Source organism: Brevibacillus panacihumi (assembly GCF_003710985.1).
Lineage (GTDB): Bacteria > Bacillota > Bacilli > Brevibacillales > Brevibacillaceae > Brevibacillus > Brevibacillus panacihumi.
The window spans coordinates 16,316-41,581 of sequence record NZ_RHHT01000066.1; the positions used below are offsets into that span (position 1 = coordinate 16,316).

The window sequence follows — 25,266 nt, forward strand, 5'->3', positions numbered from 1 at the left end:
CTTACAAGCGGTATGCCTTTTTCGCTTCGCACACCAGGGAGGACAGCGCTTCACGTTGGGAACGAGAGAGGAGTGAGTGGATGTTTTCGATTTTTCTGAAAATGGGTTGGTTTTTTAAAGAAAATTGGCAGCGATATACCTTGGCGATACTCCTGCTGATGGTCGGCAGCCTCATGGAAATACTGCCGCCCAAGATCATCGGGATGTCCATCGACGAGATGTATCTGGGTACCTTGACAACAGATAGACTTATCGGCATATTGCTCTTCTTTACCGCGCTTTCCTTCGCGATCTACGCGATCACCTACATTTGGGTATCCAGGCTGTTCGGGGGAGCCTATCTGGCGGAGCGTACGCTGCGTGCCATGCTGATGAGACATTTTCTGAGGATGACCCCCACCTTTTTTCAACGAAATCGTACGGGGGATTTGATGGCACGCGCGACCAATGATTTGAAAGCCGTCTCCATGACCACAGGCTTCGGGGTCATGACGATTGTGGAGACCATCAGCTATACGGCGATGATCCTGCTGACGATGTTTGTCTTCATCAGCTGGGAGCTTACTCTGATGGCTATACTGCCGCTGCCAATCATGGCCTACGCGATCAACCGCTATGGCCGCAAAATCCACGCCCGTTTCTCTCTTGCACAGAATGCCTTCGGGGCGTTGAATGATCAAGTCCTGGAATCGGTCTCGGGTGTTCGCGTGATTCGCGCCTATGTGCAGGAAACAGCTGATCAACGACGCTTTCAGGAAATGACGGATGACGTCTATCAGAAAAATATTGCGGTAGGGAGGGTTGATTCCTTGATCGAACCGACTGTGAAGCTTTTGATCGGGATCAGCTATATGATCGGAATCTTGTACGGTGGTTATCTGGTTTTTCAGCAAAAGCTGACCTTGGGAGAGCTGGTTTCCTTCAATGTCTACCTGGGGATGCTGATCTGGCCGATGTTCGGGATTGGCGAATTGATCAACGTCTTGCAGCGAGGCAACGCATCGCTGGACCGCGTCAATGAAACCCTCGGCTATCAACCAGATGTGCAGGACGCACAGGATGCAATTGCTATCGAGGTGCCGACTGAGATCTGTTATGACCGTGTGACCTTTCGCTATCCTTCCGCCCGTGGCGAACAGTTGAAAGACGTATCCTTCACCTTGCAGCGCGGACAGACGCTGGGGATCGTGGGACGCACGGGCAGCGGCAAGACTACCTTGCTCCGACAGCTATTGCGGGAGTTTCCTCTGGGTGAAGGAAGGATTACCATCTCCGGCCAGCCGCTGGAGAAAATCGCGCTGGACAACGTCAAACGCTGGATCGGGTATGTGCCGCAGGAACAGATTCTCTTTTCGAAAACGGTCCGCGAGAATGTGCTATTCGGAAGACGGGACGGGACACAGGAAGAATTGCTGCATACCCTGCAGCTCGCCTCCTTTGACCAGGATGTGCAGAGGCTTCCTGATGGGCTGGAGACCTTGGTGGGGGAAAAGGGAGTAGCCTTATCCGGAGGACAAAAGCAACGGGTCTCGATTGCGCGCGCGTTGATGATCGATCCGGAGATCCTGATCCTAGACGATGCGATGTCTGCCGTAGACGGGAAGACAGAAGCAGAGATGCTCACAAGCATCCGGCGGGAGCGGGCAGGAAAGACGACGCTGATCGCCACACATCGGATGTTTGCCGTCCAGCATGCTGACTGGATTCTGGTACTGGATGAAGGGCGAGTCGTGCAGGAAGGAACGCATGAGCAGCTTATGGAGCAGGGCGGCTGGTACAAAGAGCAATATGAACGGCAGCAGGCAGAAGAGCTGTTGAACGAAGGGCAGGTGAAGCCATGAGTACAGGCAAAAGATTGTTCCATATCGCGCTCCAGTTTAAAAAGACGATCCTGTTGGCGCTGCTGATGCTCTCCGTCGCGGTGGCTGCGGAACTGACGGGGCCCTTTTTGGCGAAGAAGATGATTGACACCCACATCATGGGAATTGAACTGCCTTGGTATGAGACGGCAGAGCAGCCATTTGCCGTACCGTATCAGGATCGGTGGTATACACGTCAGGATCACGTACAGGAGGAGGGCGGCCAGCCCGGAAAAGAGGTTCGCATCCTGCAGGTGGGGCGTTCCTACTATTTTGTCGATCAGCCGATCTCCTTTGACGGCGAGCGTACGGCGACAGATCGCGAGCTGACGATCATCAAGGGCAGCGAGCAGGCAGTCTATCCGGCTGTAAAGCTGAGTGTCCCGGAGCTGTTTGCCTTCTTTCGCCCGGAGACGAAGGGCTTGCTGGTCTTGGCTGCATTCTACGGCGGCTTGCTGGTGATAGCGTCTGTGCTGCATTACGGGCAAAAATTTATGCTGCAAAAAGCGGCCAACCTGGTGATCCGAAAGCTGCGCATCGATGTCTTCGCCCATATCCAGCGTCTGCCTGTCACCTATTTCGACCATTTGCCGGCGGGGAAGGTGGTGGCCCGCGTCACCAATGACACGGAAGCGATCCGTGAGCTGTTTGCGAATGTGCTGGCTTCTTTTTTTACCAGCGCCATCTACCTGGTCGGCATCTTTACGGCGTTGTTCCTGCTGGACACGCGGCTAGCGCTGGTCTGCCTGCTCATCCTGCCGGTCATGTTCGTCTGGATCGCGGTGTACCGCAAGTTTGCCACCCGTTTTAACTTCGTGATCCGCACACTCATCAGCGACATCAACGGCATGATCAACGAGTCGATCCAGGGGATACCGATCATTCGGGCGTTTCGCAAAGAAAAGGAAGCAATGAGCGAGTTCGCGGAGCTTAACGATAATCTTTTCGCCTATCAGAATAAGATGCTGCGGCTCAATGCGACAGTCTCGTTCAATCTGGTCATGCTGCTCAGCAATCTGAGCTTTGTCTGTTTCATTTGGTACACGGGCTGGGCTTCCTTGACGGGGGGCAATTTGTTTACGCTCGGAGTCATGTACGCATTCGTCGATTATTTGACCCGCTTGTTCCAGCCGATCAGGCAGATCATGAATCAGTTGGCCAATTTTGAGCAGGCGCGCGTGGCTGCCCACCGGGTCTTTGAGCTGCTCGATGAGCCGGGGGCGGACGTGGAGACGGGGAACGTGCCGCGTTTTACGGGGAAGGTCAGCTTCGAAAACGTCACCTTTGCCTATCAAAAGGACCAGGCCGTGCTGAAGGACATCTCGTTTGAAGCCATGCCGGGCGAGACGGTGGCGCTGGTAGGGCATACGGGATCTGGCAAAAGCTCGATTATCAATCTGCTGTTCCGCTTTTACGAGATCGACCAGGGAACGATTCGCATAGACGGTCAGGACATCAGCCGGCTGTCCAAACAGCATCTGCGCCAGCATATGGCGATTGTGCTGCAGGACCCGTTTCTTTTTACCGGCACGATTGCATCCAATGTAAGCCTGAATCATCCCGACATCTCCCGGGAGCGAGTAGAGCAAGCCTTGCATGCCGTCGGAGCGGATCAGCTTTTGCATACTCTTCCCAAAGGCTTTGACGAGCCCGTGCTGGAAAAGGGAAGCACCTTGTCGGCAGGACAACGACAGCTTATTTCCTTTGCCAGAGCGCTTGCCTTCGATCCCGCGATCCTGGTTCTGGATGAAGCGACAGCGAGCATCGATACGCAGACGGAAAGCGTCATCCAGCAGGCTCTGGAGGTGCTGAAAAAAGGGAGGACCACCTTCATCATCGCGCATCGGTTGTCGACCATCAAAAATGCCGACCGCATCCTCGTCCTGGACCGCGGCAGGATCGTAGAGCGCGGACGGCACGAAGAGCTGATGGAATTGGGCGGGAAGTATCACCAGATGTATCAGTTGCAGCAGCGTAAGTCATCTGTCGCTTCGATCGGCTGAGCGCAGCCCTCAAAAGAAGGTTGGGAGACCAGAAAAAGCTGGTCCAGGAAAAAGGGGGAAAAAGCGAAGGCATTTGGGATCTTGACCAAGCCGGAACGGAAAAGGTGGAACACGGTTTTAGCGGCCAACCCTGAATCAACTTCTGGGGAACGGCTGCTTTTGGCCGCGGTTCCGCCTTTGGAGTGGGAGGCGGCCAGGGATGACCCCCAGCAAAGATCCCAACCCGCTGGAGCGTTTCCCCCTTTTTCCTCTCCACCGCTAAAGCTTGAGCACAACCAACCAAAAAATGCGGGGTCACTTCATTCAAATGGAAGTGACCCCGCGTCTTTCTTACTAACTAAGGCATGAGTACCAATTCATACACCATCTTGCTGATCAGCGCAACGGAGACGATCAAAAAGAGCGGGCGGACAAAGCGGACGCCTGTTTTGATCGCCACCCGAGCCCCGAGGGATGCGCCGAGCAGCATCGCAACACCCATCACGAGACCAGTCAGGAAGATAACCTTCCCTTCGACGATAAAAACGGTAAGTGCTGCTATATTGCTCGCCAGATTCAGAATCCGCCCATTGCCTGCCGCGATGACAAAATCATAGCCGAACAACAACACCATCAGGAAAACGAAGAACGAGCCCGTACCAGGGCCAAAAAAGCCGTCATAGAAGCCGATGAGAAAAGTAAGAGGAATCCCCAGACCGAGAGTAAAACGAGTCAGCCCCTTGAATTGGGTGTCCTGGCCAAACCGTTTATTGAACAGGGTGTAGACAAAAATCAGTCCCATCATCACGATGACCAGAACTTTTAGCAGCTCCTGCGGGACGAAGAGGACGACCTTTGCTCCTATAAAGGCACCGACCAGGGAGACGGGAAAGAGGATCAGCATCAGCTTTTTGTCAAACTTGCCGCTGCGGATAAAAGTGACGGAGCTGGTCGCGGAAGAGATCGTGCCCGCCAGCTTATTCGTACCCAACGCCAGATAAGGAGGCATGCCCAAGCCGAGCAAGGCCGGCAGGGAGATGAGTCCGCCGCCTCCGACCGTGCTGTCGATAAAGGCGGCGATAAACCCAAAAATTGCGAGAATGAGAACCGTAGATAAGTCCATTTCCATTGTTTTATCACCTGATTTTCTGAGGAGTAAAAGGAATACTCCAAGTCTAGCACTCTCATTTCTGATTGCAAGATGGAAAATATTCATCGAACTTGCTAGATTACGATACTTTGCATACCGATTTGTTGTAAAAGTGTATCTCTTGAACTATAATAAGGGTGTGGCTTGAACCATACATAATTTGAAGGAGGAATGTTACAATGGCACATCAACTTCCTGCATTGCCATACGCGCACGACGCGCTGGAACCACACATCGACAAGCAAACTATGGAGATCCACCACGGACGTCACCATGCGACATACGTGAACAATCTCAACGCAGCTCTGGAAGGACATGCAGACCTGCAAGGCAAAAGCGTAGAAGAGCTGATCAGCAACCTCGATGCTTTACCAGAAGGCATCCGCACAGCAGTTCGCAACAACGGCGGCGGACATGCCAACCACACTCTGTTCTGGGAAGTTATGTCTCCAAATGGCGGCGGCGCGCCAACAGGCGAACTGGCTGACGCGATCAACGCAGCATTCGGCAGCTTCGACAACTTCAAAGCTGAATTCGCGAAAGCAGCGACTGGCCGCTTCGGTTCCGGTTGGGCTTGGCTGATCGCTGATGGCGGCAAAGTAGCCATCACTTCCACTCCAAACCAAGACAGCCCAATCATGGAAGGCAAAACGCCAATCCTGGGTCTGGACGTATGGGAGCACGCATACTACCTGAACTACCAAAACAAACGCCCTGATTACATCGCTGCTTTCTGGAACGTTGTAAACTGGGATGAAGTAAGCAAGCGTTTCGCTGCTGCGAAATAATAGCTTTCTTCTAATAGAAAAGGCTTGTCGCCTCAAAAAGCGACAAGCCTTTTTTGTGTCATTTTGAATTCCCTGGATCGATATTGACATATCGAAAATTAACGATATAATAATGCGTATGAAACCAATGGATATTTTTAAAGCACTGTCCAACGAATCTAGACTGCAAATCCTGCAATGGCTGAAAGAACCAGAACGTCACTTTATTCCTCACGAAGGGATAGATATGAACGAAATTGGGGTATGTGTGAGCCAAATCACGGATAAGTTGAACATGACGCAATCAACGGCTTCACAATACCTCTCCATCCTTCAACGAGCCGGACTAATCAAAACGAAGCGTATCGGCAAATTTACTTATTATCAAAGAGATGAGGAGGCTATTCGCGCCATAGCTCATTTTTTTCAGGAAGAGCTGTAAGGAGAGGAAACTGAATTCCTTTACAGGGGTTCGGTTTCGTTTTCACCAAACGAATCGACAATTTGCGAATTGTTTTTTTGTTTATCATATCGACATATCGCGATATGTGTTTATATAAAAGCAAGAGTAGGAGAGATGAATATGGAGAACACATGGAAAGTATACCTTTTGGCCATCGTCAGCTTTTTAGTCGGAACATCAGAGTACATCATATCCGGGATTTTGGATAAGATTGCTCAATCATTTGGAATTACGTTGGCTGCAGCAGGTCAGCTCATTACTATTTTTTCGCTTGTATATGCGATTGGAACCCCCATTCTGATGACTCTCACGGCAAGTATGGATAGACGCAAATTGATGGTTTACGCTCTTGGTTTGTTCGTTCTGGGAAACATTCTTTCGTTTGCACTTCCCGGGTATGGATGGTTTGTTTTTGCTCGCATGATCATGGCGCTAGGCGCTGGTATGGTTGTTGTTTCCGCACTGAACATTGCGGCAAAAATCGCTCCTTCCGGCAAGCAGGCTAGCTCCATCGCAACCGTTATCATGGGATTCACCGCTTCATTAATTGTCGGTGTTCCTTTGGGAAGAATGATGGCAGAATCATTCGGGTGGAAATCTGTCTTTGGTGGAATCGCTTTGTTCGGAATCATTGCCATGATTGTAATCTTTATCGCGATACCGCGTACAAAAGGGGACGAGTCCGTACCTTTGCTTCAACAACTTGCCCTTCTGAAAAAGAAAAAAGTAGCCATTGGATTATCCATTACCTTCTTCTGGTTAGGCGGGTATTCGATTGCATATACGTATTTGACTCCTTATCTGCTCACCGTTTCCGGGATCAGCAGTGATCTCCTCAGCACAGCTTTGCTGATTTTTGGGATCGCCAGCCTCGTTGGTTCCAAGTTTGGCGGCTATAGCACGGATCGATGGGGAGTAGCTGTTACATTGATCGGGGGAATGGCGCTTCACATCATGATGCTGATATTCCTATCTGTAGTAACGAATTCAACAGCCGCAGTATTCGCTATTCTTATCCTGTGGTCATTCGCTGCTTGGTCATCCGGACCAACCCAACAATATCATTTGGCGACGCTCGAACCGAAATCCTCAGGAGTTTTGCTTGGCCTTAATCAATCCATGATGCAATTGTCCATGGCAGCTGGTGCGGGAATTGGCGGTATTGCCGTAGAAAAAATATCGCTCGCTTCGGTGACCTGGATGGGAGCATTGGGGGTTGCAGTGGCAATTGCAGCAATCCTGGCCCTTCCCCGTTCAAGGTCAAATCAGAAGGAAGTAAATGCTGTTCACAGTTAAATTTATCTTTTTGTACGGGGATGGTTCTTCTGATATACAACATGCGGATTACATCGCTGCTTTCTGGAACGTTGTAAACGGGGATGAAGTAAGCAAGCGTTTCGCTGCTGCGAAATAATAGCTTTCTTCTAATAGAAAAGGCTTGTCCCTTATTGAGGCGACAAGCCTTTTTTACCAATAGGAACTGGCTAGAATTTGCCCCCAGAGATCCTTCCCTACACTTATTTTACATATTTGAATTGAGGTTCTTTCACCTGCACGTCATTGCCGATGTGGAAAGACATCAAATCCTCGCCGACTACCACATTGCCGTTGAATACCTTGCTCGTTCTCACAGCGAGGTTGGCATTCGCATCTGTCAAGCCGCCGAGCAGGACGATATGCGAGTAGACGGCCAGCTTCGGTTGTACCTGGCTGAATACTTTTCCCGCTTCCTCAGGGGTGGTATGAATGTCCAAGATCTTTTGGATCGCCGGCGATTTCTCATCCGGTTTGGCCGCCGCTACCTCGTGGATGATCAAATCCGTTCCCTTCGCGTATTGAATCAAATTCTCGTTGTAGCGCGTATCACCGGAGATGACAACGGAGTGCCCTTTGTAATTCACCCGGTAGCCATAGCTTGGCTCCATGGGGCCGTGATCGACGAGAAAAGCAACGACTTGAACGCCGTTGTGCTCATAGACGACCCCTTCCTCGATATCGTGTCCAATTGCATCCAAACCTTTCAGAACTTCATTTTGGTTTTCCTTTCTGACGGCTACATCTTCCTCGTAGGCTTTTGCCAAGTTGACCATCATCTCTTTGGTGCCCTGGGGACCCCATACCTGGAATTCAGTCGCCCTTTTTCCTGCTGTAGGCAGAGAACCTGTCAGCCAGACATCGGGGATGCCAATCGTATGGTCGGAATGCAAGTGAGTGAGGAACAGCTTGTCTATTTCCCCCGGCATGATGGAAAGTTGGCTGAGTCGAAGTGCCGCACCGCGCCCTGCGTCGAACAGCAAACGTTCCCCGCCAGCCTCCACGAGGGTAGAAGGACCGAAACGCTCCATGCTGAGAAGTGGAGAGCCAGTTCCCAAAAGAGTAACAGTGATAGCAGGTGCTTGATTGGCTTGCGCCGCAGTTGCTTGAGCGTATGCTTTGCCGTCTCCGAAAGACGGCATCGGCAAGAATAAAGAACAGGCGACGAGTGCAGCAGACATCGGGACCGACAGCAAACAGGTGAAATGGTTGGTTTTCATAGAAGCAACTCCTCACTTTGTTTTTAACTAGAAAACATTGTTTTGCAAATTATACAGTCCCTCGTCAAAGACAGTCAATGAATTGATAGAATTTAGTGTATGTTGTTTATTTTCAGATAAGTGAATATGCATATCCCAATCATTTTTTCTGGAAAGGATAGTAATGGTGCTCGTTTTCCGATATAATAATACTTACTAAAAGTAACTAGGTTAATAAAAGAAAGGATTTGTTGACACATGATGCCATCCTTTTTTATCGCACACGGTGCCCCTTTGCTCGCGATTGAAGATAACAGCTATACGCAAGCCTTGAATCAGCTCTCTGGACGTTTGCCGCGTCGCCCTCGGGCCATTGTCATTTTCTCGGCACACTGGGAGTCTTCGTTGCAGGAGGTAGGCTCGATGGATGTCTACCCGACGATTCACGACTTTGGCGGTTTTCCCCGCGAACTCTATGAGATTCAGTATCCTGCCAAGGGAGATCGGGAAATCGCAGAGGAGACGTATCAGCTTCTGCAGCGTGCAGGTGTGCCCGTCCGAATGAATGAGGAGCGGGGATTGGACCACGGTCACTGGGTCGTGCTCCGCATGATCTATCCCGATGCTGATGTGCCCGTTATCTCTTTGTCGGTAAATCCGCAGCTGACCGTGGAGCAGCAATATGCGATCGGTCGTGCCCTGGTCCCCTTGCGTGCCAAGGATGTCCTGATTCTGGGCAGCGGCGGCACGGTCCACAATTTTTCCTATATCAACATGCGTGAGAACTCCGGAGCAGCTTATGAGTGGGCGGTGGAGTTCGAGGACTGGCTCAAGGATACGCTGGCATCTTGGAATGTGGAAGACCTCGCGAACTACCGCTCCTTGGCGCCGCATGCGGAGAAGGCGGTTCCGGTATATGGAAGCGAGCATTTTGTTCCGCTCATCTATGCGATGGGAGCTGCGGACGATGTGCGTACGGCGGAGCGCTTGCATATCAGTTTTCGCTACAACAGCCTGAGCCATACGATCTGGCAGTTTGGTTCCGCGCAATGATGAGCATGCAGATGGAGGATGTGTACCGCGAGTACAAACCATTGTTGTTTTCCATCGCGTATCGCATGCTGGGAACCGTAAGCGAAGTGGAGGATATTGTGCAGGAGACTTTTCTTACCTTGGCACGAGACGACATCGGAGACATTCACCATATGAAAAGCTATCTGTGCAAGGTGCTGACCAATCGCTGCCTGGATTTCTTGAAATCGGCGCGCAGAAAACGGGAGCATTACGTCGGCGAGTGGCTGCCGGAGCCGTTGCCTGATGTGGACGGCAACGGCGATCCCTTGCATGCGTTGATCCAAGAGGAGGCCATCTCGTATGGGCTCCTCGTTTTGATGGAAAACCTGTCGCCGTCCGAGCGTGCCGTCTATGTGCTGAGATCGGCGCTGGGGTATGAATATCGTGAGATCGCTCAAATGCTGGAACGGGCAGAACCGGCTTGCCGCAAGCTGTACAGCCGTGCGCAGCAAAAGATTCAAGCCGCTCAGATGCGGGTAGACGTCCAGCCCGAGCACGCCCAAAGGCTGGTGGAGCAGTTTGTCGATGCGATTCAAAAAGAGGATGCTGCAGCCTTGATCCGCTTGTTGAGCCAGGACGCTGTTCTCATTTCGGATGGCGGCGGCAAGACCCGGGCAGCTATTCGCCCGATCAGTCCCGACAAGCATGTCGTGGCATTTTTGCTGGGGGTTTCCCGAAACTGGAGCGGTATCCAGCAAATTTGCTCGCTCAATGGCCAGCCGGGGATTCTGATGTATGGAGCGGAGATGCGGCCGACAGCGATCAGTTTCGTCCTGGACGAAGACCTGGAGCGAATCAAACGAATCTACATTTTGCTCAATCCCGATAAAGTGAAACATCTTTTCTAAATGCGGTCACAAAACCGCGGGGCTTCTCGTCTATGAGTACGGCAACATATTTTTAGACGGGAAGGGATGGATTTTCATGAAAGCCAGAATGAATCACAGAGTAGCAAATCCGGAAGCATATCAAACCATGCGCCAGCTGGAGAAGTTTGTGAGCGAGAGCGGTCTTGAGCCCAAGTGGCTCGAATTGATCAAAATACGAGCCTCCCAGATCAACGGATGCGCCTTTTGTTTGGATATGCATACGAAGGACGCAAGAAAGCTCGGGGAAACCGAGCAGCGTATCTATTTGCTGAACGCGTGGCGGGAAGCAGATGTATACAGCGAGGAGGAGCGGGCCATCCTCGCTTTGACAGAGGCTGTGACTCTCATCGCAGAACGCGGCGTCTCCGAGGACGTATATGCGCAAGTGAGGGAACATTTTGAAGAGAAGCAGATCGTCTCGCTAATTATGGCGATAAACGTCATCAACTGCTGGAACAGACTGGCCATTACGACGGGGATGACAGCTCCGGCAAATTTGTAATGTTTCTCGAAAAAGGAAAAAGACACGCCTGTTCATCACGGAATAGGCGTGTCTTTTCATGCTTTTACGCGAGCTACACATCCTGCTCTACTTTCCGGCCGTGAAAAAACTTCTTTTCGTCGCCAGCCAGATTTCCTTTGGCACTGATGGTATCGGGTGTGATCCGAAACACGGCGGTGGCACTCCCCATGCTGGAACGATACTTCAACACATGCTGCAATGGCAAAGGCTCTGAGAAATATCCGGGCACGTATTTGTCCAGCATCGCTTGCATGGCTTCGCGCATTTCCTCCGGTTCTTCCACGCGCTCGATCGTGCCAGACAAGAAAACGCTCATATAAGCGGTATCGACATGGGCTGGGACGGGATCGGCGATGGTCCCGTATTCTTCACAAACACTGAAGCAGACCCGGTTGTTGGCTTGAATCATCTCGATTTTGCGTCCGGAATCCGCTCCGTGAAAGTAGAGCTTGCCCGCCAGCCAGCAGAAGTTCAAGGGGATGATGTACGGTTCGATGCCGTTCGTCATGCCCAGATGTCCGGTTTTGGCCTGTGACAGGAACTGATCGATTTGTTCTTTGTCAGTAATCGTTCGTTTGGCGTAGCGAATGGGAATCATGGGATCATTCTCCTTCATGCAAAAGATGGGATAGCAACATCGTATCTCCTGCCTGACTTGGTTAAAAGGTGCAAATCTTATCAGTTGATGCAGGTCAGATACCACAAGAAAAAACCCGCATGTATAGAAACTGCGGGCATCACATTCATGTTTAATTGAGTTGTTTGTCAGGATCGAGCTTTTTGTTCAACTGTTCTTCACCGCGGTGAATCCAGCCGACGAATGAATCGAGAATATTCAATTCATAGTCGAGGTAGACGACCGCGACGAACATGTAATGGCTTTTTCCCTGGTAGCGGGAGCGATAGCGCAGATCGATCCACTTCACCTCATAGCCGAAGTCGCGCTCTTTGGTCTCTACATGTACATGATGCGTAAAAGCGAGGAAGGATTTGACGCGAAACGATTCCTTGGCGGCGGCGATGATTTCATTTTCCGATTTGATCTTGAAGGTGTCCAGCACGATGACTTCACCGGCATTGACTTCCCCTACATACCAGGTCTGCTCGGTACGCGCGACGAAGGTCCAGTGTGTCCATGACATGGTCGGGATGATGGTGTACGTCCCGGAGCGTCCGATTTTTTGCCGGACCAACTCGGTGGTGCGCTTCTGCACCTGAAATCGCCAATAGTAATAGCAGGCGATCAGCAGGTAGATCGCGAGGAACACCTTGCCGGGATCAAGGCCTGATGCCCAGAGCATAAAACCCAACAGATGAGCGGAAAAAATCAAAGGGTCAAAGATAAAGATCGTGTTGAATGCAATCCACTTGTCCCGAAACGGATACAAGCCCTTGGTGCCATAGGAGTTGAAGAGGTCTACAAAAACGTGGAGACAGACAGCGAAAAAGATCCAGCCTAGCAGATGAAGCCAATTGGTTTGGGGCATGAACAATTGAATGAAGGCAAAAATGGCTCCTGTCCACAGAAAGATTGCGGGCACAGAGTGGGAGATGCCCCGGTGATTGCGTATATAGGCAGCGCTGCCGCGGATGCGGACCAGGCCGTCCAGATCAGGTGCCTGTGAGCCGATGACAGTGCCTAGCATGACAGCTTCCATCAGTCCTGGTGTCGATGCCACGATTGGGTCCAGATGCGCGAGTCCCGCCAGTCCAAAACCCATGGCAAAGTGAGTAGCAGTGTCCATGAACCTCTTGTTTTCCTCCTTCCAGGCCTTGGCCTCCTGTTTGTATTTATTATAACGTTCCGGCGATAAGATTTTCCTTACGAAATTGAAAAAAATTGTCCGCTTGTTCCCTATTAACCTGGATTGTATGATGAAGTGGAGTTGTCTTGCAAGGGAGGAATCGACCAGATGATAACGGTATTTATCGAATACAAGCTCATTTTGGAAAAGCGCGGGGAGACACTTGCCCTTCTGGCCGAAAGAGAGTCTGTGTCATGCGGGCTGGGGGCGCGTCAGTACCGCTGTCTGGAGGGATGCGATCAGCCGGGCCTGTTCGTGGAAACCTTCGAGGTGGACAGTTTGGAGCAGTACGAACAGATCAAGCAGTGGCGCTTGGAAGATGAAGCATTCTGTGCCTGCATCGCAGGCGGAGCCAATAAATTGAACATCTGGGCATTTGCTCCTGTTCGACCGTAAACAAAAGGAGATCAGCATGCGTTATACATTACCGGAAGAATTTCATGTGTTTGGTTTTTCGAGCGATTTGCTCGCCTGGTACGATTCCCAGAAAAGGGACTTGCCCTGGCGAATCAATCGGGATCCTTACCGGGTCTGGGTATCGGAGATTATGCTGCAGCAGACGCGTGTCGAGACCGTAAAGCCGTACTACCTGAACTTTATGGAGAAGTTTCCGACGGTTCAGGCACTGGCGGAAGCACCCGAGGACGAAGTGCTGAAGGCGTGGGAGGGCTTGGGCTATTATTCGCGGGTGCGCAATTTGCAGACAGCCGCACGGGAAGTGCAGGCGAACTACGGCGGAATCGTGCCTGACACCCCGGAAGAAATTCGCACGCTAAAAGGCGTGGGCCCCTATACAGCCGGGGCGATTCTGAGCATCGCCTACGAAAAGCCGGAGCCTGCGGTAGACGGCAATGTCATGCGCGTCTTTTCCAGACTTCTCTACCTGACCGATGACATCGCCAAGCCAGCCACTCGGATCAAAATCGAGCATCTGGTCCGCCAGGTGATTCCCGAAGGCAGAGCTGGAGACTTCAATCAGGCGTTGATGGAGCTTGGCGCGATGGTCTGCACCCCGCGTTCTCCGCAATGCCTCACCTGTCCGGTCTTCGATTACTGCATCGCCCGCCGGGAAGGTGTCCAGGAAGAGCTGCCGAACAAGGGCAAGGCGAAGCCGCCGCGTCCCGTTTATCTCCAGGTAGCCTTGATTGTGCGCGACGGAGCCGTCCTGATCAACAAGCGTCCGGAACAGGGACTGCTGGCGGGCATGTGGGAATTCCCTATGGTGGAGACGGAAGTGGATCGAGAGGCAGCCAAAAAAGACCTGCTGACCCAGCAAATGCAGGAGCGATTTGGCGTAGAGGTGGAGGTTCGCGAGATGCAGGGAGAAGTGCAGCATACCTTTTCCCATCTGCAATGGAATATGCAAGTATGGCTCTGCGACTGGATCGAGGGAGAGGAGCTTCCTCCGACAGCTCGCTTTGCCGCCGTCGAGGAATTGGATGCCTACACCTTTCCTGTAGCGCATCACAAAATCAAGGCGATGCTTCACGGATAAACAAATAACTACACGAAAAGGCATGTTATCGGCAGCGATCGAGCATGTCTTTTTGTTTTGAATCAACGAAATGGGTGGAATATATGTTAAAATATGGTATGGGGGGGTGGGGGCATGTATAAACAAATGATCCTGTTGTGCATGGCGGTACTGGCGCTGTTTGGCTGTTCAAGTCCTGATGCAGATGAGGAAGCCCGTAAGTTGGCAGATGCATTTAAAAACGTTCAGTACCAGATCGAGATCAAGGATGCCGGGACAGAAGCAGATATAGACCAGGTATTGGAGGATTTTATCAATCAGAGAAATCAGCAGATAAAGGAATACGCGACAGAAAAGGTATACCAGGATTATATGAAGAATCGCGAGGCTTTTTTTGCTTACCAAGTCGCTGTCCAAGAGAAGGCAAATATGCAGGTGGCGATCACTGAGTTTAACAAGATCCGGGAAAATGAGGACGGCTCGGTCACGTATCACTATAAAATGGAGATTCGTCTGGAATATTTGGATGGCGCTCCCGCACTGATCATTCCCGCCGATGGGCAAATGGATGTGATCCGAGTCGATGGAGCGTTGAAAGTAGCGCGGGATTGGGATGGCTGGCCGATCATTCATCTGTGGAAGCCGCAGCCAATAAACAAAGCAAACTAATAAGGAAAAGGAGGCTATCCCGATGCCAACAGACGATGGGATAGCCTCCTTCGATTACCGTGCCTTATTCAAGCCGTTTCCTTAGCGAATACAGTATTCAGGAAACTGCGTGTAGATCTGGTGCTTCTGATCTTCCCACTGAGCAATGGCTTGTTCTTGCTGGTATCTGGCCCATTTTTGCTCAGGAGTCACTTTCCGCCGTTCGATCGTAATGGTGAAAAAAATCATGGGAATGTACATCCTATATACGCCTCCCTTCCGTACAATTCCGGTGCAGTCAGAGCCCCTCTATCGATTTGACTCCTGTCAATCTCATCATCTGACGTCTACGTTTGTTGTTCATACAAAATCCCTCCTCATGAATTCAAAAATGATTGCCGTGATTAGATGCGCGCATTCAATTGAGCTGCTTCCAGAGCGTGCGCTTCTGCGCGTTTTTCCAGGTAGCTTTCTTGTTGAACCTTTGCGAGTCGCTGTTCGACGCTTTCCTTTTTGCGCTCGATCTTGACCTGGAAATAGAGAAAGTTCAGTACCATACGAATCACCTCCTTTCAAAAATTTGGAAACCAAAAAAACCGCGGGCAAAGCTCTGCGGTCTTTTCATCACGAAAAAGGGAACGAAAAGACCACAAGCACACGCCTGCGGTCTGGTATCTGACGAGTAAGGAATAAGGAAGACACGTATTGTGTCTAAACTACAATTCGTCGGTCCAGGAGGCGCTGCCATATGAAGTTGGAGCAACAAGAAGATCCCATGTACGATCAGTCATAGTAAGCATAGTGGTCATCATGTTGTCGCAGCCTCCTTTCCTTCTTTGTAGTGTGTGAATCTTACAAATAGGATATGGTATTTTTTTCATGATGTAAAGCAATTTTTGCCTGTTTTAAAAAAGAAAGTTTATTCTGATAATGATGCGCGATAGCAGGCGGGCAAACCGCCAGCTTTCTACCAGAACATGTAGATCAAACCGATCATGGCCAGCACGCTGAATGCTACAACCCCGACAATGGTCCAGACTTGGCTGGAATTGGATTTCGTCGTCATTTGCTCGCCTCCTTTGCGGATCCGCCTGGTCTAATCAAAGATGGGGGCAGAGGAGTGGTCCCATCCGCCGCTGTCTCCGCCTACCGGACCTCGGTCTTCCAGCTCCCGGATCATTTTCGTGTGCAGGGAAGCTCCTTCTGCACTGAGATAGGGAGCCAATTGGGAACACACATGATGAAAGTACAGCAGCTCTGTCGTCTCCCAGTCCTTCATGGAGATCATCGTTAGTTCCGACAAATCCCTTCCTATGTACATGTCATGAGTCTCCTTTCCATGTGGCAATGCGTCTTATCTGTTCGGGTCTGCGACCATTTGCATGTTTAGTATGGCTTGGAATTTGAATTGCAGTCATCCTGCACGAATGCATCTGGTGGCAAAACAGAATAGAGAGAGGTATAATAATGAAGTGATTTTTAGAATTTAGTACCAGATACTAATAGTTGGTGTGATAGGAGGCATTTCATTTGAATACGGGGAATAAAGTAGCACTGGTAACAGGTGGAACACGCGGGATTGGCAGAGCAATCGCCCTGCAGCTGGCAGAGCAAGGCTATGATCTCGTGTTGAATTATTTGCGCAATCGAAGCGCAGCGAGAGAGACGGCAGCTGAGCTGGAAGCAAAAGGAGCCCGTGTGCATCTCGTCAAAGCAAATGTCGGCGATGTTGCCAAAATCAAGGAATTGTTTGTGGAGATCGACCGGGAATTTGGCCGGTTGGATGTGCTGGTCAACAATGCGGCGTCCGGCGTATTGCGTCCTTTGATGGAGCTGGAAGAGAGCCATTGGGACTGGACCATGGAAATTAACAGCAAGGCACTGTTGTTTTGTGCGCAAGAAGCGGCAAAACTAATGATCAAGGGCGGAAACGGCGGGAAGATCGTCTCTTTGTCCAGTCTGGGTTCCATCCGTGTATTGGAAAACTATACAGCAGTCGGGGTGTCCAAAGCTGCGGTAGAAGCAATCACTCGCTATCTGGCAGTCGAATTGGCCCAGCATAATATCGTGGTCAACGCAGTTTCCGGCGGAGCAGTGGATACGGATGCGCTGCGTCATTTTCCCAACCGCGAAGAATTATTGGGCAGCTCGGCAGCACGTACGCCAGCAGGCCGCATCGTCGAGCCGGAGGATTTGGCAAACGCAGTCATGTTTCTGCTTTCGGACAAGGCATGGATGGTTCGCGGACAAACACTGATTGTCGACGGGGGCATCTCTTTGTTAACCTAAGTGGTACCAGGTAGGGGATCGAAGCAGATTTTGGGTCGTTCACAGGCAAGACAAAGTTGTCCATCTGGTGTACAATAGGTGAAGAAGGCTACGAAGGAGGCATAACATGCTGATTCGTCCGTTTCGACTCGGTGATTACTCGGCGATTACAAGTATCTGGCAAGAAACCGGCTTGGACCAAACGGAAACGGAGTCGTTAAACGATTTGGCTCAACAGCTAGCGTGGGACAGCGATTTGGTGATGGTAGCAGAACAGGAAGGCAAGGTTGTCGGCGTGGTAGTAGGGACGATTGATGGTGCTCGTGCCTATTTCCACCGCCTGGCTGTATTACCCAGCATGCAGGGGAGCGGGATTGGCCGCAAACTGGTGGAAGCGATTGAAAAGCGTTTTAAACAAAGAGGCGTCAATCGCGTTCTGATCATGGTCAACCAGAACAATCCCGGAGTGCTTCCTTTTTACCACTCGCTTGGTTATGAAGTGCAAAAATATGTTACACTTTCCAAAAAGCTCTCTTCTTGAAGGAGGCTTGTCCCCAATCAGATAGAGAAGAGAAGAAAGGGGAGAGTCAATGTCGCCAACTCCAGGCTCCAATATCCGCATTGAAAGTTATAAACATGACCATTCGTTGCACCGCATATGGGACAAAACGACGTTGATTCATACCAGTGACGCAGTAGTGATTGGAGGCAACGATCGGGTCAAGGTGACAGAGGCAGACGGGCGGGAGTGGCGTACGCGCGAGCCGGCCATTTGTACATTCGGTCGCGGTCAGTGGTTTAACACGATCGCGATGATCCGCGACGACGGAATTTACTATTACTGTAATATTGGTTCGCCATTCAGCATGAAAGGTCAACTTCTCAGCTACATAGACTATGATCTGGATGTGAAGGTATATCCAGATATGACGTATTCCATCCTGGATGAAGAGGAATTCCTTTTGCACAGCAAACAGATGAATTACCCTCCATTTGTGGTGGAGCGCGTACAGTCTGCGTTGCGTGAGGTTGTAGAATGGGTGCGTGCCCGACGCGGACCGTTTCAAAGTGGCTTTGTTCAGCGTTGGTACGACCGTTACCAATTGGTACGAGATGATGAGGAATAATCCCTTTCCCGAGGTACGGGGGAGGGATTTCCTTGTTTGCGAAGGAGGGACTTTTGCTTGAGCATCCGGCGTTATATGAGCTATGTGAAGCCGTACTGGAAGCAGATCGCCGGCACCATTTTGATTGGCATTGTCAAATTTACGATCCCTCTCTTGCTTCCGCTTTTAATCAAATACGTGATTGACGATCTTTTACCCAGTCCGCTGCCGCAAGGGGAGAAGCTGCGTCAATTATTCTGGCTGATGCTCGGGGCATTTTTGCTGTTTACGGTGGTTCGCGCCCCTGTGGAATACATCCGCCAGTATTACGCCCAGTGGGTCTCCAGCCGCATTTTATACGACATCCGCAATCAGCTTTTTGGCCATCTGCAACGCCTCTCCATGCGCTATTACAACAACCACAAGACAGGCGAAGTGATTTCACGGGTCATCAATGACGTGGAGTCGACCAAAAACTTTATCGAGACCGGACTGATGAATCTCTGGCTCGACTTAATCACCATTGCTCTTACGCTCGGCGTCATGTTTTACATGGATGTGGAGCTGACGATTGTGGCCATTATCGTTTTTCCGTTATACAGTTTTGCAGTCAAATATTTTTACAAGCGGCTGCGTCAATTGACCAAGGACCGTTCGGCAGCGCTGGCCCATCTGCAAGGGCATTTGCATGAGCGGGTCGGCGGCATGTCCCTGATTCGCAGCTTTGCACTGGAAAAGCACGAGAGCAAGATTTTTGCCAAGGAGAACAATCACTTTTTGCAAAAGGCCTTGGCGCATACCCGCTGGAATGCGAAAACCTTTTCCGTGATCAATACCGTGACGGACATCGCGCCGTTGCTCGTCATCGCCTATGCGGGCTACCAGGTGGTAACCGGCGGGCTGAGCGTAGGGACATTGGTCGCCTTCTACGTGTATTTGGACCGTTTGTATACGCCGTTGCGCCGGTTGGTCAACTCGTCTACCGTCTTGACCCAATCGATCGCCTCGATGGACCGGATGTTTGAGTTCCTTGACGAAGCGTATGATATTACCGACAAGCCGAATGCGAAGGAAATGCCGCTCGATCCCGATACAGGACGCATTCGCGGAGAGATCCGGTTTGAAAATGTCTCGTTTCGCTACCGGGAGGAAGGACCTCTCGTGCTGGACGGCATCAATCTGACGATCAACCCGGGAGAAACTGTGGCGGTGGTCGGGATGTCGGGGGGAGGAAAATCTTCGCTGATCAGTCTGCTGCCTCGCTTTTGGGACGTGACAGAGGGAAGAATCACGATCGACGGCATCGACATTCGCGATGTGAAGCAGCGCAATCTGCGACATCATATCGGGATGGTGCTGCAGGATAACATTTTGTTCAGTGAATCGGCAAAAATGAACATCATGATGGGTGATCCGGATGCGGACCAGGAAGCAGTCGAACGTGCCGCTGTAGCCGCCAATGCACATGATTTCATCATGGAGCTGCCGGAAGGGTACGAGACGGAGCTGGGCGAGCGTGGCGTAAAGCTGTCTGGCGGACAGAAACAGCGCATCGCCATAGCACGTGTCTTTTTGCGTGATCCCGGCATTCTGATCCTGGACGAAGCGACTTCAGCCCTCGATCTGGAATCGGAGCATATGATCCAGGAGTCTTTGGCTCGTCTCACCAAAGGAAGAACCACCATCATCGTCGCGCATCGCCTGTCGACCATCACCCACGCGGACAAAATCGTCGTGATGAAGGAAGGCAAGATCGTCGAACAGGGCAGGCATGAAGAACTGCTTTCGCAAAAAGGCGTGTATCACACCTTGTGGCATGTACAAGATCTGGGGGCTGCGCCCGAACTGCAGTAGGAGGCAAGCTAGAACTTCTAGGTCAGGCAGTGGAACGGAGGAGATATGGGTGGAAACATGGCGGCGCAATTTATACGTTTTATGTGGATGCCTGTTTTTCGTCATGGTCGCAATGAGCATGGTCATGCCTTTTTTGCCCCTTTATATCCAGCAGGATTTTGGGATTGAGGACCCGCATGAGGTCACGATGTGGGCAGGTATTATTTTTGGAGCGAACTTTTTAACGGCGGGTCTCGTCTCTCCGATTTGGGGAAACCTGGCTGACAAACACGGGCGCAAGATCATGATCCTGCGCTCCGGTTATTTTATGTCCATTACTGTAGCCTTGACGGGCTTTGCAGGAAGTTTATGGCAATTATTGGCTTTGCGTCTGGTCAACGGGCTGGTGGGCGGCATCATCCCTGCCAGTACGGCACTGGTGGCTTCTTCCGTGCCGAAAGAGAAAATCGGTTGGGCACAAGGGCTGCTCCAATCATTCATCACAGCCGGTACGATTATGGGGCCGCTATTTGGCGGACTTTTGGCTGATTATATCGGCTTTCGGATGATCTTCGTCTTTACCGGCTGTATTTTGTTTCTCGCTACTTTGGTTATTACGTTTACCGTTCATGAGAAGTTTACGCCGCCGGAAAAACGCAACCAGTCGAGTTTGCGCCAGGATTTTGACATGATTTTTTCCTCGAAAAAACTGCCTGCACTCTTTTTCGTGACGGTGATGATCCAGTTCGCACTGTTCAGCATTGTTCCGGTATTGCCGATCTACATATCCCAATTGCTTGGGCCCGAGGGAACGAAGGTGGCATTGTGGGCAGGGATTGTGCAGGCTGCGATGGGAATTGCCAACGTAGCAGCGTCCCCGCGTCTAGGCCAGCTCGGTGACCGCTACGGCTCGCAAAAGGTTCTTTTGGGATCGCTGATTATGGCAGGCGTGCTGTTTATCCCGCAAGGCTTCGTCAATGCTGTATGGCAATTGGTGCTGCTGCGCTTTCTCTTGGGCCTGTCGCTCGGTGGCTTGCTGCCTTCTGTGAATGCCTTGCTGCGCAGGGCTACGCCTACGCATATGATCAGCCGCGTCTACGGGTACAACAACAGTTTCGTCAGCATCGGCAGCATGCTGGGACCGATGATCGGGGGATTCGTAGCGGGGTATATCAGCATCAGCGGCGTATTCTGGATGACCAGCGCTTTCTTGCTGATCAATGCAGGCTGGGTGTACTACAGCTTTTTTGGCAAACGCGCTGTACAGGAATCGGAACCTGGAATATAATGGGGCTACTTGAAAGAAAATGAGGTGCATCTCCATTGTAAGAAGATGTCGGTCAGGAAATGAGATTTCCTTTGCAACAGAACAAAAATGGAGTTCTGAACCGACAGGGGGTTGCATGGCATGTGGAATAAACGTTTTCTATTCCTCTGGGCGGGTCAGTCATTGGCCAATCAGGGGGATGTTTTTTATATTGTGGCAGTGATTACCGTCATCTACACGGCGACGGATTCGATCTTTTTTACCTCGATGGTGCCGGTAGTGAATGTTACGATGAGATCGGCTGGGAGTTTGACGGCTCCCTTGCTGTTTCGCCGTTTTTCCCTGCAGCGCATCCTGTTTGCTTCGCAGGCTGTAAAAACCGCATTGCTTGTCATCGCTGCGGCAGCGACTGAGGAAGGGAGATTGCTGCTATTCGTTCTGATTGCCTTGATTGCGTATCTGGACGGCTGGGCTACACCTGCACGTAATGCGCTGGTGCCAAGGCTGGTCCCCCGCGAGGCTCTGCTTCGGGCCAACGGATTGCTTGCCGCCTCTGATCAGACGGTCTACTTCGCTGGCTGGGCTGCTGGCGGCATCGCGGTTGTCATGCTGGGTGCAGACAACGTGCTGTGGGGAACGGTTGGCGCGTATGGTCTGGCTGCATGGGCCATGCTGGGAATCGGATATGTCCCGCGCTCCGGGATGGAAGAGCAGACGGAAAAAACAGACTGGATGACGGGCTGGAAGTGGATACGTAGGGAAAGCAGGCTGCGCCTGATCGTCGTGATGGATGTATTGATTGGCTTGTCGAGCGGAGTGTGGATCGCTGCCATCATCCTGCCGTTTGTTCTGAAGGTTCTGGGACAAGGCGAGGAGTGGTGGGGGTATATCAATGCGGGGTACATGCTTGGCTCGATTATCGGCGTTTCCGTTTTGATGGCGGCTGCCCAGCGGTTGCAGCAGCATTTGACCCGCTGGATTCTTTTGGGTACGATCGGCGCAAGCATCCTTACCTTTTTATTTGCTGGCAGCAGCGACCAGTTTGCAGCTTTGCTGTTCTCCCTTTTGCTCGGACCGGTTTTTCAAATGCAGCTGATCGCGAAGCAGACGGTGCTGCAACAAGCGGCACCGGAATCGACACTACCGTACGTCATGTCGGCCAAAGACACGATTGATTCGCTCAGCTTTGGTCTGTCTGCGCTCTTGATGGGGGCTTTTGCAGAGTGGCAGGGACCGCGGGCAGTCTATTATTTGTCTGCCGTATTGCTGGCAGGAGCTGTTTTCCTTTCGCTGCGCATTCATCAGGCTCGTTCTGCAAAATCTGTTAACGTATCGAGTTGAGAAACAGGGGGAGTGCAGGATGAACATTCTGGTTTTGCAAGGAAGCTCTCGCGACCATGGCAATACAGAGGAATTGACCAACCTGGCTTTGGCCGGGATTCCGCATACGTCGATTCGTCTTCGGGAAAAGCACATCAGGCCCATTTTGGATCAAAGGCACGAACCAGGGGGCTTCGTGGATGTGGAAGATGATTATGATGGAGTGACTGAGGCCGTGCTGGCCCATGATTTCCTGATTTTTGCCACACCGATTTACTGGTACGGCATGTCGGGTCATATGAAAAACTTCGTCGATCGCTGGTCCCAGAGCTTGCGAGACAAGCGCTATGCCTTCAAGGAATCGCTGGGACAAAAACAAGCGTATGTGATCGCGACAGGCGGGGATCAGCCCCATATCAAAGGCTTGCCCCTCATTTTGCAGTTCCAGTACATTTTTGAGTTCGTCGGGATGCCCTTCGCGGGCTACATCATCGGGGAAGGGAACAAGCCCGGGGATATTTTGCAGGATCAGCGGGCATTGTCCGCCGCCAAGCTGCTCAATGAACGGCTGAAAGCACAACTCACGTAAAAAAGCAGGAGAGCATGCCAGAGGATACACTGGATGCTCTCCTTTTTTTCTACTTGTTGCTATCCAAATGGCGCAGGATCGCCATCAGATCAAGATCTCCCAACCCTTCCTCCAATGCGTGGCGGTAAGTGGCTGCTGCCGATTCCGCCAAAGGAGTGGAAACACCTGCTTCGCGCGCGAGGCGCAAATCCTTCGTCATATGCTTCAAGGCGAAAGCGGCAGGATAGTCGTCAGCCAAAATCGATGCGGCTTTTCCGCGGATCAAGGGAGTGCCGACAGCGCTTTCCGAGATGATTTGCAGCATCTGCTCCGTGCCGATCCCGAGCGAGCGGGCAAAGAGCAGGGTTTCGGAAACGCCCTGAACCGTAATGCCCAGCAAGAGGTTAATCGCCAGCTTGGCGGATGTTCCAGCCCCGTTCGGACCCATATGCAAAGCGATCTTGCCCAGCTTGTCCAGCATCGGCTTGGCTTCTTCATAGTCCGTTTGTTCGCCGCCAACCATGATGACGAGAGTCGCTTCTTTGGCTGGCCCGACACTACCTGAGACTGGCGCGTCGAGGAAACGCAGACCGGCTTGTTTGGCTTGCTCTGCGATGGTCCGGGAGGTATCCGGTGAGATGGTGCTCATATCGACAGCCAGTTTGCCGCGAACAGCAGAAGAAGCGAGGATCCCGTCCGTACCGGTGTAGATTTCCTTTACGGCTGCATCATCACTTACCATCGTAAACAGTACATCGCAAGTCTCTACCAATTGCTCCAGCGAGTCAGCGCGTTTGGCCCTGTTTTCGCACAACACCGCCGTTTTTTCCGGAGTGCGGTTCCAGACATACAATTCGTAGCCTGCTTGCAGCAGATTGCTTGCCATCGGTACTCCCATGTTTCCCAAACCTATCCAACCGATTTTCATATCATCTAGTCTCCTTTTTCTTGATTGTTTGCAGCCTGCTGTTTAACCCGCTCTTTGAGCAGCGCATGCTTGGACTCGGTCATGTCAAACAGCTCGTCGAATCCGGCAGGCAGTCTTTTTTCCAGCACGCGAAGTCCTTCTTCGGTGATGCCCCCCTTGGTGGCCACCCGCTCGATCAGCTGGTCAAAGCCAAGCTGTTCGGATTGCAGCAGCTGGGCAGTACCCAGCATCGTTTCCACCAGCATCTTTCTCGCCGTATCGAGGGGAAGTCCCGGCGACTTGCGTACAGCAGCCTGGGCAAAGGACTCCATGATTCCTGCCAACAGTCCCGGTCCGCTGCTGGTCAGAATCGTCGCCGTCTCGATTTCCTGCTCGGAAACCTCTTGCGCTGTCCCAATCGATGAGAGCAGGGAGGCGAACTGTTTTTGCTGTTCTCCAGTCAGTCTGCTGCTGCATGTATACAAAGAAACTCCCCGCAATTCCTGTGATGTGACTGTGGGAATGACTTTGCTCACGGGGCCTGTATGTACGGCTTCAAGATCTTCTATGCTGACACCAGCCGCTACGGATACGAGATGAACCTGAGAGGGGAGGGACAGCTCTTTCACGAGCGGGAGCAGATCCAATGGCTTGGTGCAGACAAAGAGCAAGTCAGCGCTATGTCCGACTTCCTGAGCGGAAGAAGCGACTGTCACGCCATAGGTCTCTTGCATTCTGTCCGCTTTTTCACGCGTTCGGTTGTACACGAGCAGATCCTTAGGGGACACTGCTTTGCTTTTGCAAAAGGCCGTGACCAGCATCTGGCCCATGCTGCCAAGTCCGATTATTCCGATTTTCATAGTCACACCT

27 protein-coding genes and 1 pseudogene are annotated in these 25,266 nt (G+C 51.5%); 19 read left to right on the forward strand and 9 right to left on the reverse strand.

All coding sequences use genetic code 11. From position 1 onward, the window contains the following. The first annotated feature begins 80 nt into the window (after window positions 1-80). Entirely contained in the window at window positions 81-1,841 is a 1,761-nt protein-coding gene (locus EDM58_RS22700; RefSeq protein WP_122915359.1) for an ABC transporter ATP-binding protein, read from the forward strand. Then, window positions 1,838-3,862, forward strand: coding sequence for an ABC transporter ATP-binding protein (locus EDM58_RS22705; protein WP_122915360.1), 2,025 nt, complete (start codon window positions 1,838-1,840; stop codon window positions 3,860-3,862). Before EDM58_RS22700 ends, EDM58_RS22705 begins: the two co-directional genes overlap by 4 nt. Before the next feature lie 337 nt (window positions 3,863-4,199). Here the strand turns inward: EDM58_RS22705 and EDM58_RS22710 are convergent, their stop codons facing one another. Continuing rightward, the gene (locus EDM58_RS22710; RefSeq protein ID WP_023556212.1) at window positions 4,200-4,970 is read right to left on the reverse strand and encodes a TSUP family transporter; all 771 of its coding nucleotides are present in this window, start codon (window positions 4,968-4,970) and stop codon (window positions 4,200-4,202) included. A gap of 200 nt (window positions 4,971-5,170) precedes the next feature. On the opposite strand from EDM58_RS22710, the gene EDM58_RS22715 reads away from it, so the two are divergent. The 4 genes and pseudogenes from EDM58_RS22715 to EDM58_RS26060 form a co-directional block, all read left to right on the forward strand. Continuing rightward, window positions 5,171-5,779: a superoxide dismutase gene (locus tag EDM58_RS22715; protein ID WP_023556211.1), complete on the forward strand. Its 609-nt coding sequence runs from the start codon at window positions 5,171-5,173 to the stop codon at window positions 5,777-5,779. Between the two features lie 118 nt (window positions 5,780-5,897). Continuing rightward, complete coding sequence (locus EDM58_RS22720) at window positions 5,898-6,200, forward strand: ArsR/SmtB family transcription factor (RefSeq protein WP_031305590.1); 303 nt, start codon at window positions 5,898-5,900, stop codon at window positions 6,198-6,200. A gap of 141 nt (window positions 6,201-6,341) precedes the next feature. Next, window positions 6,342-7,517 carry an MFS transporter gene (locus EDM58_RS22725; RefSeq protein ID WP_122915361.1) on the forward strand — a complete coding sequence of 392 codons (1,176 nt, stop codon included), beginning with the start codon at window positions 6,342-6,344 and terminating at the stop codon, window positions 7,515-7,517. Between the two features lie 46 nt (window positions 7,518-7,563). Then, a pseudogene (locus tag EDM58_RS26060) lies at window positions 7,564-7,635 on the forward strand (superoxide dismutase); the annotation flags it as partial. Between the two features lie 103 nt (window positions 7,636-7,738). Here EDM58_RS26060 and EDM58_RS22735 read toward each other — a convergent pair. Beyond that, window positions 7,739-8,755, reverse strand: coding sequence for an MBL fold metallo-hydrolase (locus EDM58_RS22735; protein WP_221175432.1), 1,017 nt, complete (start codon window positions 8,753-8,755; stop codon window positions 7,739-7,741). A 237-nt stretch (window positions 8,756-8,992) separates the two neighbouring features. Between EDM58_RS22735 and EDM58_RS22740 the strand changes: the two genes are divergently transcribed. The 3 genes from EDM58_RS22740 (at window position 8,993) to EDM58_RS22750 (ending at window position 11,179) form a co-directional block, all read left to right on the forward strand. After that, on the forward strand, window positions 8,993-9,787 hold the full coding sequence (locus tag EDM58_RS22740; RefSeq protein WP_122915362.1) for a dioxygenase family protein: 795 nt from the start codon (window positions 8,993-8,995) through the stop codon (window positions 9,785-9,787). Then, window positions 9,784-10,656, forward strand: a complete 873-nt coding sequence (gene sigJ / locus EDM58_RS22745) for an RNA polymerase sigma factor SigJ (RefSeq protein WP_246000977.1) — start codon at window positions 9,784-9,786, stop codon at window positions 10,654-10,656. The genes EDM58_RS22740 and sigJ overlap by 4 nt, the downstream gene beginning before the upstream one ends. A gap of 76 nt (window positions 10,657-10,732) precedes the next feature. After that, entirely contained in the window at window positions 10,733-11,179 is a 447-nt protein-coding gene (locus EDM58_RS22750) for a carboxymuconolactone decarboxylase family protein (RefSeq protein ID WP_023556207.1), read from the forward strand. A gap of 73 nt (window positions 11,180-11,252) precedes the next feature. On the opposite strand, the gene EDM58_RS22755 is transcribed toward EDM58_RS22750, so the two are convergent. Both EDM58_RS22755 and EDM58_RS22760 read right to left on the reverse strand, forming a co-directional pair. Further along, window positions 11,253-11,798 (reverse strand): pyridoxamine 5'-phosphate oxidase family protein, encoded by a 546-nt coding sequence (locus EDM58_RS22755; RefSeq protein ID WP_122915363.1) that lies wholly within the window; start codon window positions 11,796-11,798, stop codon window positions 11,253-11,255. Between the two features lie 151 nt (window positions 11,799-11,949). Then, window positions 11,950-12,945 (reverse strand): metal-dependent hydrolase, encoded by a 996-nt coding sequence (locus EDM58_RS22760; RefSeq protein ID WP_122915364.1) that lies wholly within the window; start codon window positions 12,943-12,945, stop codon window positions 11,950-11,952. Window positions 12,946-13,113: 168 nt separating this feature from the next. Here EDM58_RS22760 and EDM58_RS22765 point away from each other — a divergent pair, with 168 nt between their 5' ends. From EDM58_RS22765 to EDM58_RS22775, 3 genes are all read left to right on the forward strand, one after another. Next, a complete protein-coding gene (locus EDM58_RS22765) occupies window positions 13,114-13,401 on the forward strand; it encodes an MFS transporter (protein ID WP_122915365.1) in 288 nt (95 codons plus the stop codon). A gap of 16 nt (window positions 13,402-13,417) precedes the next feature. Further along, a complete protein-coding gene (gene mutY, locus EDM58_RS22770; RefSeq protein WP_122915366.1) occupies window positions 13,418-14,500 on the forward strand; it encodes an A/G-specific adenine glycosylase in 1,083 nt (360 codons plus the stop codon). Between the two features lie 114 nt (window positions 14,501-14,614). Then, the gene (locus EDM58_RS22775) at window positions 14,615-15,148 is read left to right on the forward strand and encodes a hypothetical protein (protein WP_122915367.1); all 534 of its coding nucleotides are present in this window, start codon (window positions 14,615-14,617) and stop codon (window positions 15,146-15,148) included. 81 nt (window positions 15,149-15,229) lie between these two features. On the opposite strand, the gene EDM58_RS22780 is transcribed toward EDM58_RS22775, so the two are convergent. From EDM58_RS22780 to EDM58_RS22785, 3 genes are all read right to left on the reverse strand, one after another. Next, entirely contained in the window at window positions 15,230-15,388 is a 159-nt protein-coding gene (locus EDM58_RS22780; protein WP_023556201.1) for a YrzI family small protein, read from the reverse strand. A gap of 143 nt (window positions 15,389-15,531) precedes the next feature. Further along, the gene (locus EDM58_RS25915; protein WP_183187599.1) at window positions 15,532-15,684 is read right to left on the reverse strand and encodes a hypothetical protein; all 153 of its coding nucleotides are present in this window, start codon (window positions 15,682-15,684) and stop codon (window positions 15,532-15,534) included. A gap of 539 nt (window positions 15,685-16,223) precedes the next feature. Then, on the reverse strand, window positions 16,224-16,448 hold the full coding sequence (locus EDM58_RS22785; RefSeq protein WP_122915368.1) for a hypothetical protein: 225 nt from the start codon (window positions 16,446-16,448) through the stop codon (window positions 16,224-16,226). Between the two features lie 209 nt (window positions 16,449-16,657). Between EDM58_RS22785 and fabL the strand changes: the two genes are divergently transcribed. The 7 genes from fabL (at window position 16,658) to EDM58_RS22820 (ending at window position 23,510) form a co-directional block, all read left to right on the forward strand. After that, window positions 16,658-17,416, forward strand: a complete 759-nt coding sequence (gene fabL / locus EDM58_RS22790; protein ID WP_122915369.1) for an enoyl-[acyl-carrier-protein] reductase FabL — start codon at window positions 16,658-16,660, stop codon at window positions 17,414-17,416. A gap of 106 nt (window positions 17,417-17,522) precedes the next feature. Then, on the forward strand, window positions 17,523-17,936 hold the full coding sequence (locus EDM58_RS22795) for a GNAT family N-acetyltransferase (RefSeq protein WP_023556195.1): 414 nt from the start codon (window positions 17,523-17,525) through the stop codon (window positions 17,934-17,936). Window positions 17,937-17,985: 49 nt separating this feature from the next. Then, window positions 17,986-18,522, forward strand: a complete 537-nt coding sequence (locus EDM58_RS22800; protein ID WP_023556194.1) for a DUF402 domain-containing protein — start codon at window positions 17,986-17,988, stop codon at window positions 18,520-18,522. Between the two features lie 57 nt (window positions 18,523-18,579). Beyond that, on the forward strand, window positions 18,580-20,355 hold the full coding sequence (locus EDM58_RS22805; RefSeq protein ID WP_122915370.1) for an ABC transporter ATP-binding protein: 1,776 nt from the start codon (window positions 18,580-18,582) through the stop codon (window positions 20,353-20,355). A gap of 49 nt (window positions 20,356-20,404) precedes the next feature. Further along, a complete protein-coding gene (locus tag EDM58_RS22810) occupies window positions 20,405-21,622 on the forward strand; it encodes an MFS transporter (RefSeq protein WP_122915371.1) in 1,218 nt (405 codons plus the stop codon). 120 nt (window positions 21,623-21,742) lie between these two features. Next, a complete protein-coding gene (locus EDM58_RS22815; RefSeq protein ID WP_122915372.1) occupies window positions 21,743-22,942 on the forward strand; it encodes an MFS transporter in 1,200 nt (399 codons plus the stop codon). A 19-nt stretch (window positions 22,943-22,961) separates the two neighbouring features. Beyond that, window positions 22,962-23,510, forward strand: a complete 549-nt coding sequence (locus tag EDM58_RS22820; protein WP_122915373.1) for a flavodoxin family protein — start codon at window positions 22,962-22,964, stop codon at window positions 23,508-23,510. Window positions 23,511-23,559: 49 nt separating this feature from the next. Here EDM58_RS22820 and EDM58_RS22825 read toward each other — a convergent pair whose 3' ends face one another. Both EDM58_RS22825 and EDM58_RS22830 read right to left on the reverse strand, forming a co-directional pair. Next, window positions 23,560-24,417, reverse strand: a complete 858-nt coding sequence (locus tag EDM58_RS22825) for an NAD(P)-dependent oxidoreductase (RefSeq protein WP_122915374.1) — start codon at window positions 24,415-24,417, stop codon at window positions 23,560-23,562. Window positions 24,418-24,422: 5 nt separating this feature from the next. Beyond that, complete coding sequence (locus EDM58_RS22830) at window positions 24,423-25,256, reverse strand: pyrroline-5-carboxylate reductase family protein (RefSeq protein ID WP_122915375.1); 834 nt, start codon at window positions 25,254-25,256, stop codon at window positions 24,423-24,425. Window positions 25,257-25,266 lie beyond the last annotated feature (10 nt).

Excerpts from the sequence above, each read along its gene's own strand:
- EDM58_RS22700 (WP_122915359.1), top strand. The coding sequence starts at position 81 with ATGTTTTCGATTTTTCTGAAAATGGGTTGGTTTTTTAAAGAAAATTGG.
- EDM58_RS22705 (WP_122915360.1), top strand. The coding sequence starts at position 1,838 with ATGAGTACAGGCAAAAGATTGTTCCATATCGCGCTCCAGTTTAAAAAG.
- EDM58_RS22710 (WP_023556212.1), bottom strand. The coding sequence starts at position 4,970 with ATGGAAATGGACTTATCTACGGTTCTCATTCTCGCAATTTTTGGGTTT.
- EDM58_RS22715 (WP_023556211.1), top strand. The coding sequence starts at position 5,171 with ATGGCACATCAACTTCCTGCATTGCCATACGCGCACGACGCGCTGGAA.
- EDM58_RS22720 (WP_031305590.1), top strand. The coding sequence starts at position 5,898 with ATGAAACCAATGGATATTTTTAAAGCACTGTCCAACGAATCTAGACTG.
- EDM58_RS22725 (WP_122915361.1), top strand. The coding sequence starts at position 6,342 with ATGGAGAACACATGGAAAGTATACCTTTTGGCCATCGTCAGCTTTTTA.
- EDM58_RS22735 (WP_221175432.1), bottom strand. The coding sequence starts at position 8,755 with ATGAAAACCAACCATTTCACCTGTTTGCTGTCGGTCCCGATGTCTGCT.
- EDM58_RS22740 (WP_122915362.1), top strand. The coding sequence starts at position 8,993 with ATGATGCCATCCTTTTTTATCGCACACGGTGCCCCTTTGCTCGCGATT.
- sigJ (WP_246000977.1), top strand. The coding sequence starts at position 9,784 with ATGATGAGCATGCAGATGGAGGATGTGTACCGCGAGTACAAACCATTG.
- EDM58_RS22750 (WP_023556207.1), top strand. The coding sequence starts at position 10,733 with ATGAAAGCCAGAATGAATCACAGAGTAGCAAATCCGGAAGCATATCAA.
- EDM58_RS22755 (WP_122915363.1), bottom strand. The coding sequence starts at position 11,798 with ATGATTCCCATTCGCTACGCCAAACGAACGATTACTGACAAAGAACAA.
- EDM58_RS22760 (WP_122915364.1), bottom strand. The coding sequence starts at position 12,945 with ATGGACACTGCTACTCACTTTGCCATGGGTTTTGGACTGGCGGGACTC.
- EDM58_RS22765 (WP_122915365.1), top strand. The coding sequence starts at position 13,114 with ATGATAACGGTATTTATCGAATACAAGCTCATTTTGGAAAAGCGCGGG.
- mutY (WP_122915366.1), top strand. The coding sequence starts at position 13,418 with ATGCGTTATACATTACCGGAAGAATTTCATGTGTTTGGTTTTTCGAGC.
- EDM58_RS22775 (WP_122915367.1), top strand. The coding sequence starts at position 14,615 with ATGTATAAACAAATGATCCTGTTGTGCATGGCGGTACTGGCGCTGTTT.
- EDM58_RS22780 (WP_023556201.1), bottom strand. The coding sequence starts at position 15,388 with ATGTACATTCCCATGATTTTTTTCACCATTACGATCGAACGGCGGAAA.
- EDM58_RS25915 (WP_183187599.1), bottom strand. The coding sequence starts at position 15,684 with ATGGTACTGAACTTTCTCTATTTCCAGGTCAAGATCGAGCGCAAAAAG.
- EDM58_RS22785 (WP_122915368.1), bottom strand. The coding sequence starts at position 16,448 with ATGTACATAGGAAGGGATTTGTCGGAACTAACGATGATCTCCATGAAG.
- EDM58_RS22795 (WP_023556195.1), top strand. The coding sequence starts at position 17,523 with ATGCTGATTCGTCCGTTTCGACTCGGTGATTACTCGGCGATTACAAGT.
- EDM58_RS22800 (WP_023556194.1), top strand. The coding sequence starts at position 17,986 with ATGTCGCCAACTCCAGGCTCCAATATCCGCATTGAAAGTTATAAACAT.
- EDM58_RS22815 (WP_122915372.1), top strand. The coding sequence starts at position 21,743 with ATGTGGAATAAACGTTTTCTATTCCTCTGGGCGGGTCAGTCATTGGCC.
- EDM58_RS22820 (WP_122915373.1), top strand. The coding sequence starts at position 22,962 with ATGAACATTCTGGTTTTGCAAGGAAGCTCTCGCGACCATGGCAATACA.
- EDM58_RS22825 (WP_122915374.1), bottom strand. The coding sequence starts at position 24,417 with ATGAAAATCGGTTGGATAGGTTTGGGAAACATGGGAGTACCGATGGCA.
- EDM58_RS22830 (WP_122915375.1), bottom strand. The coding sequence starts at position 25,256 with ATGAAAATCGGAATAATCGGACTTGGCAGCATGGGCCAGATGCTGGTC.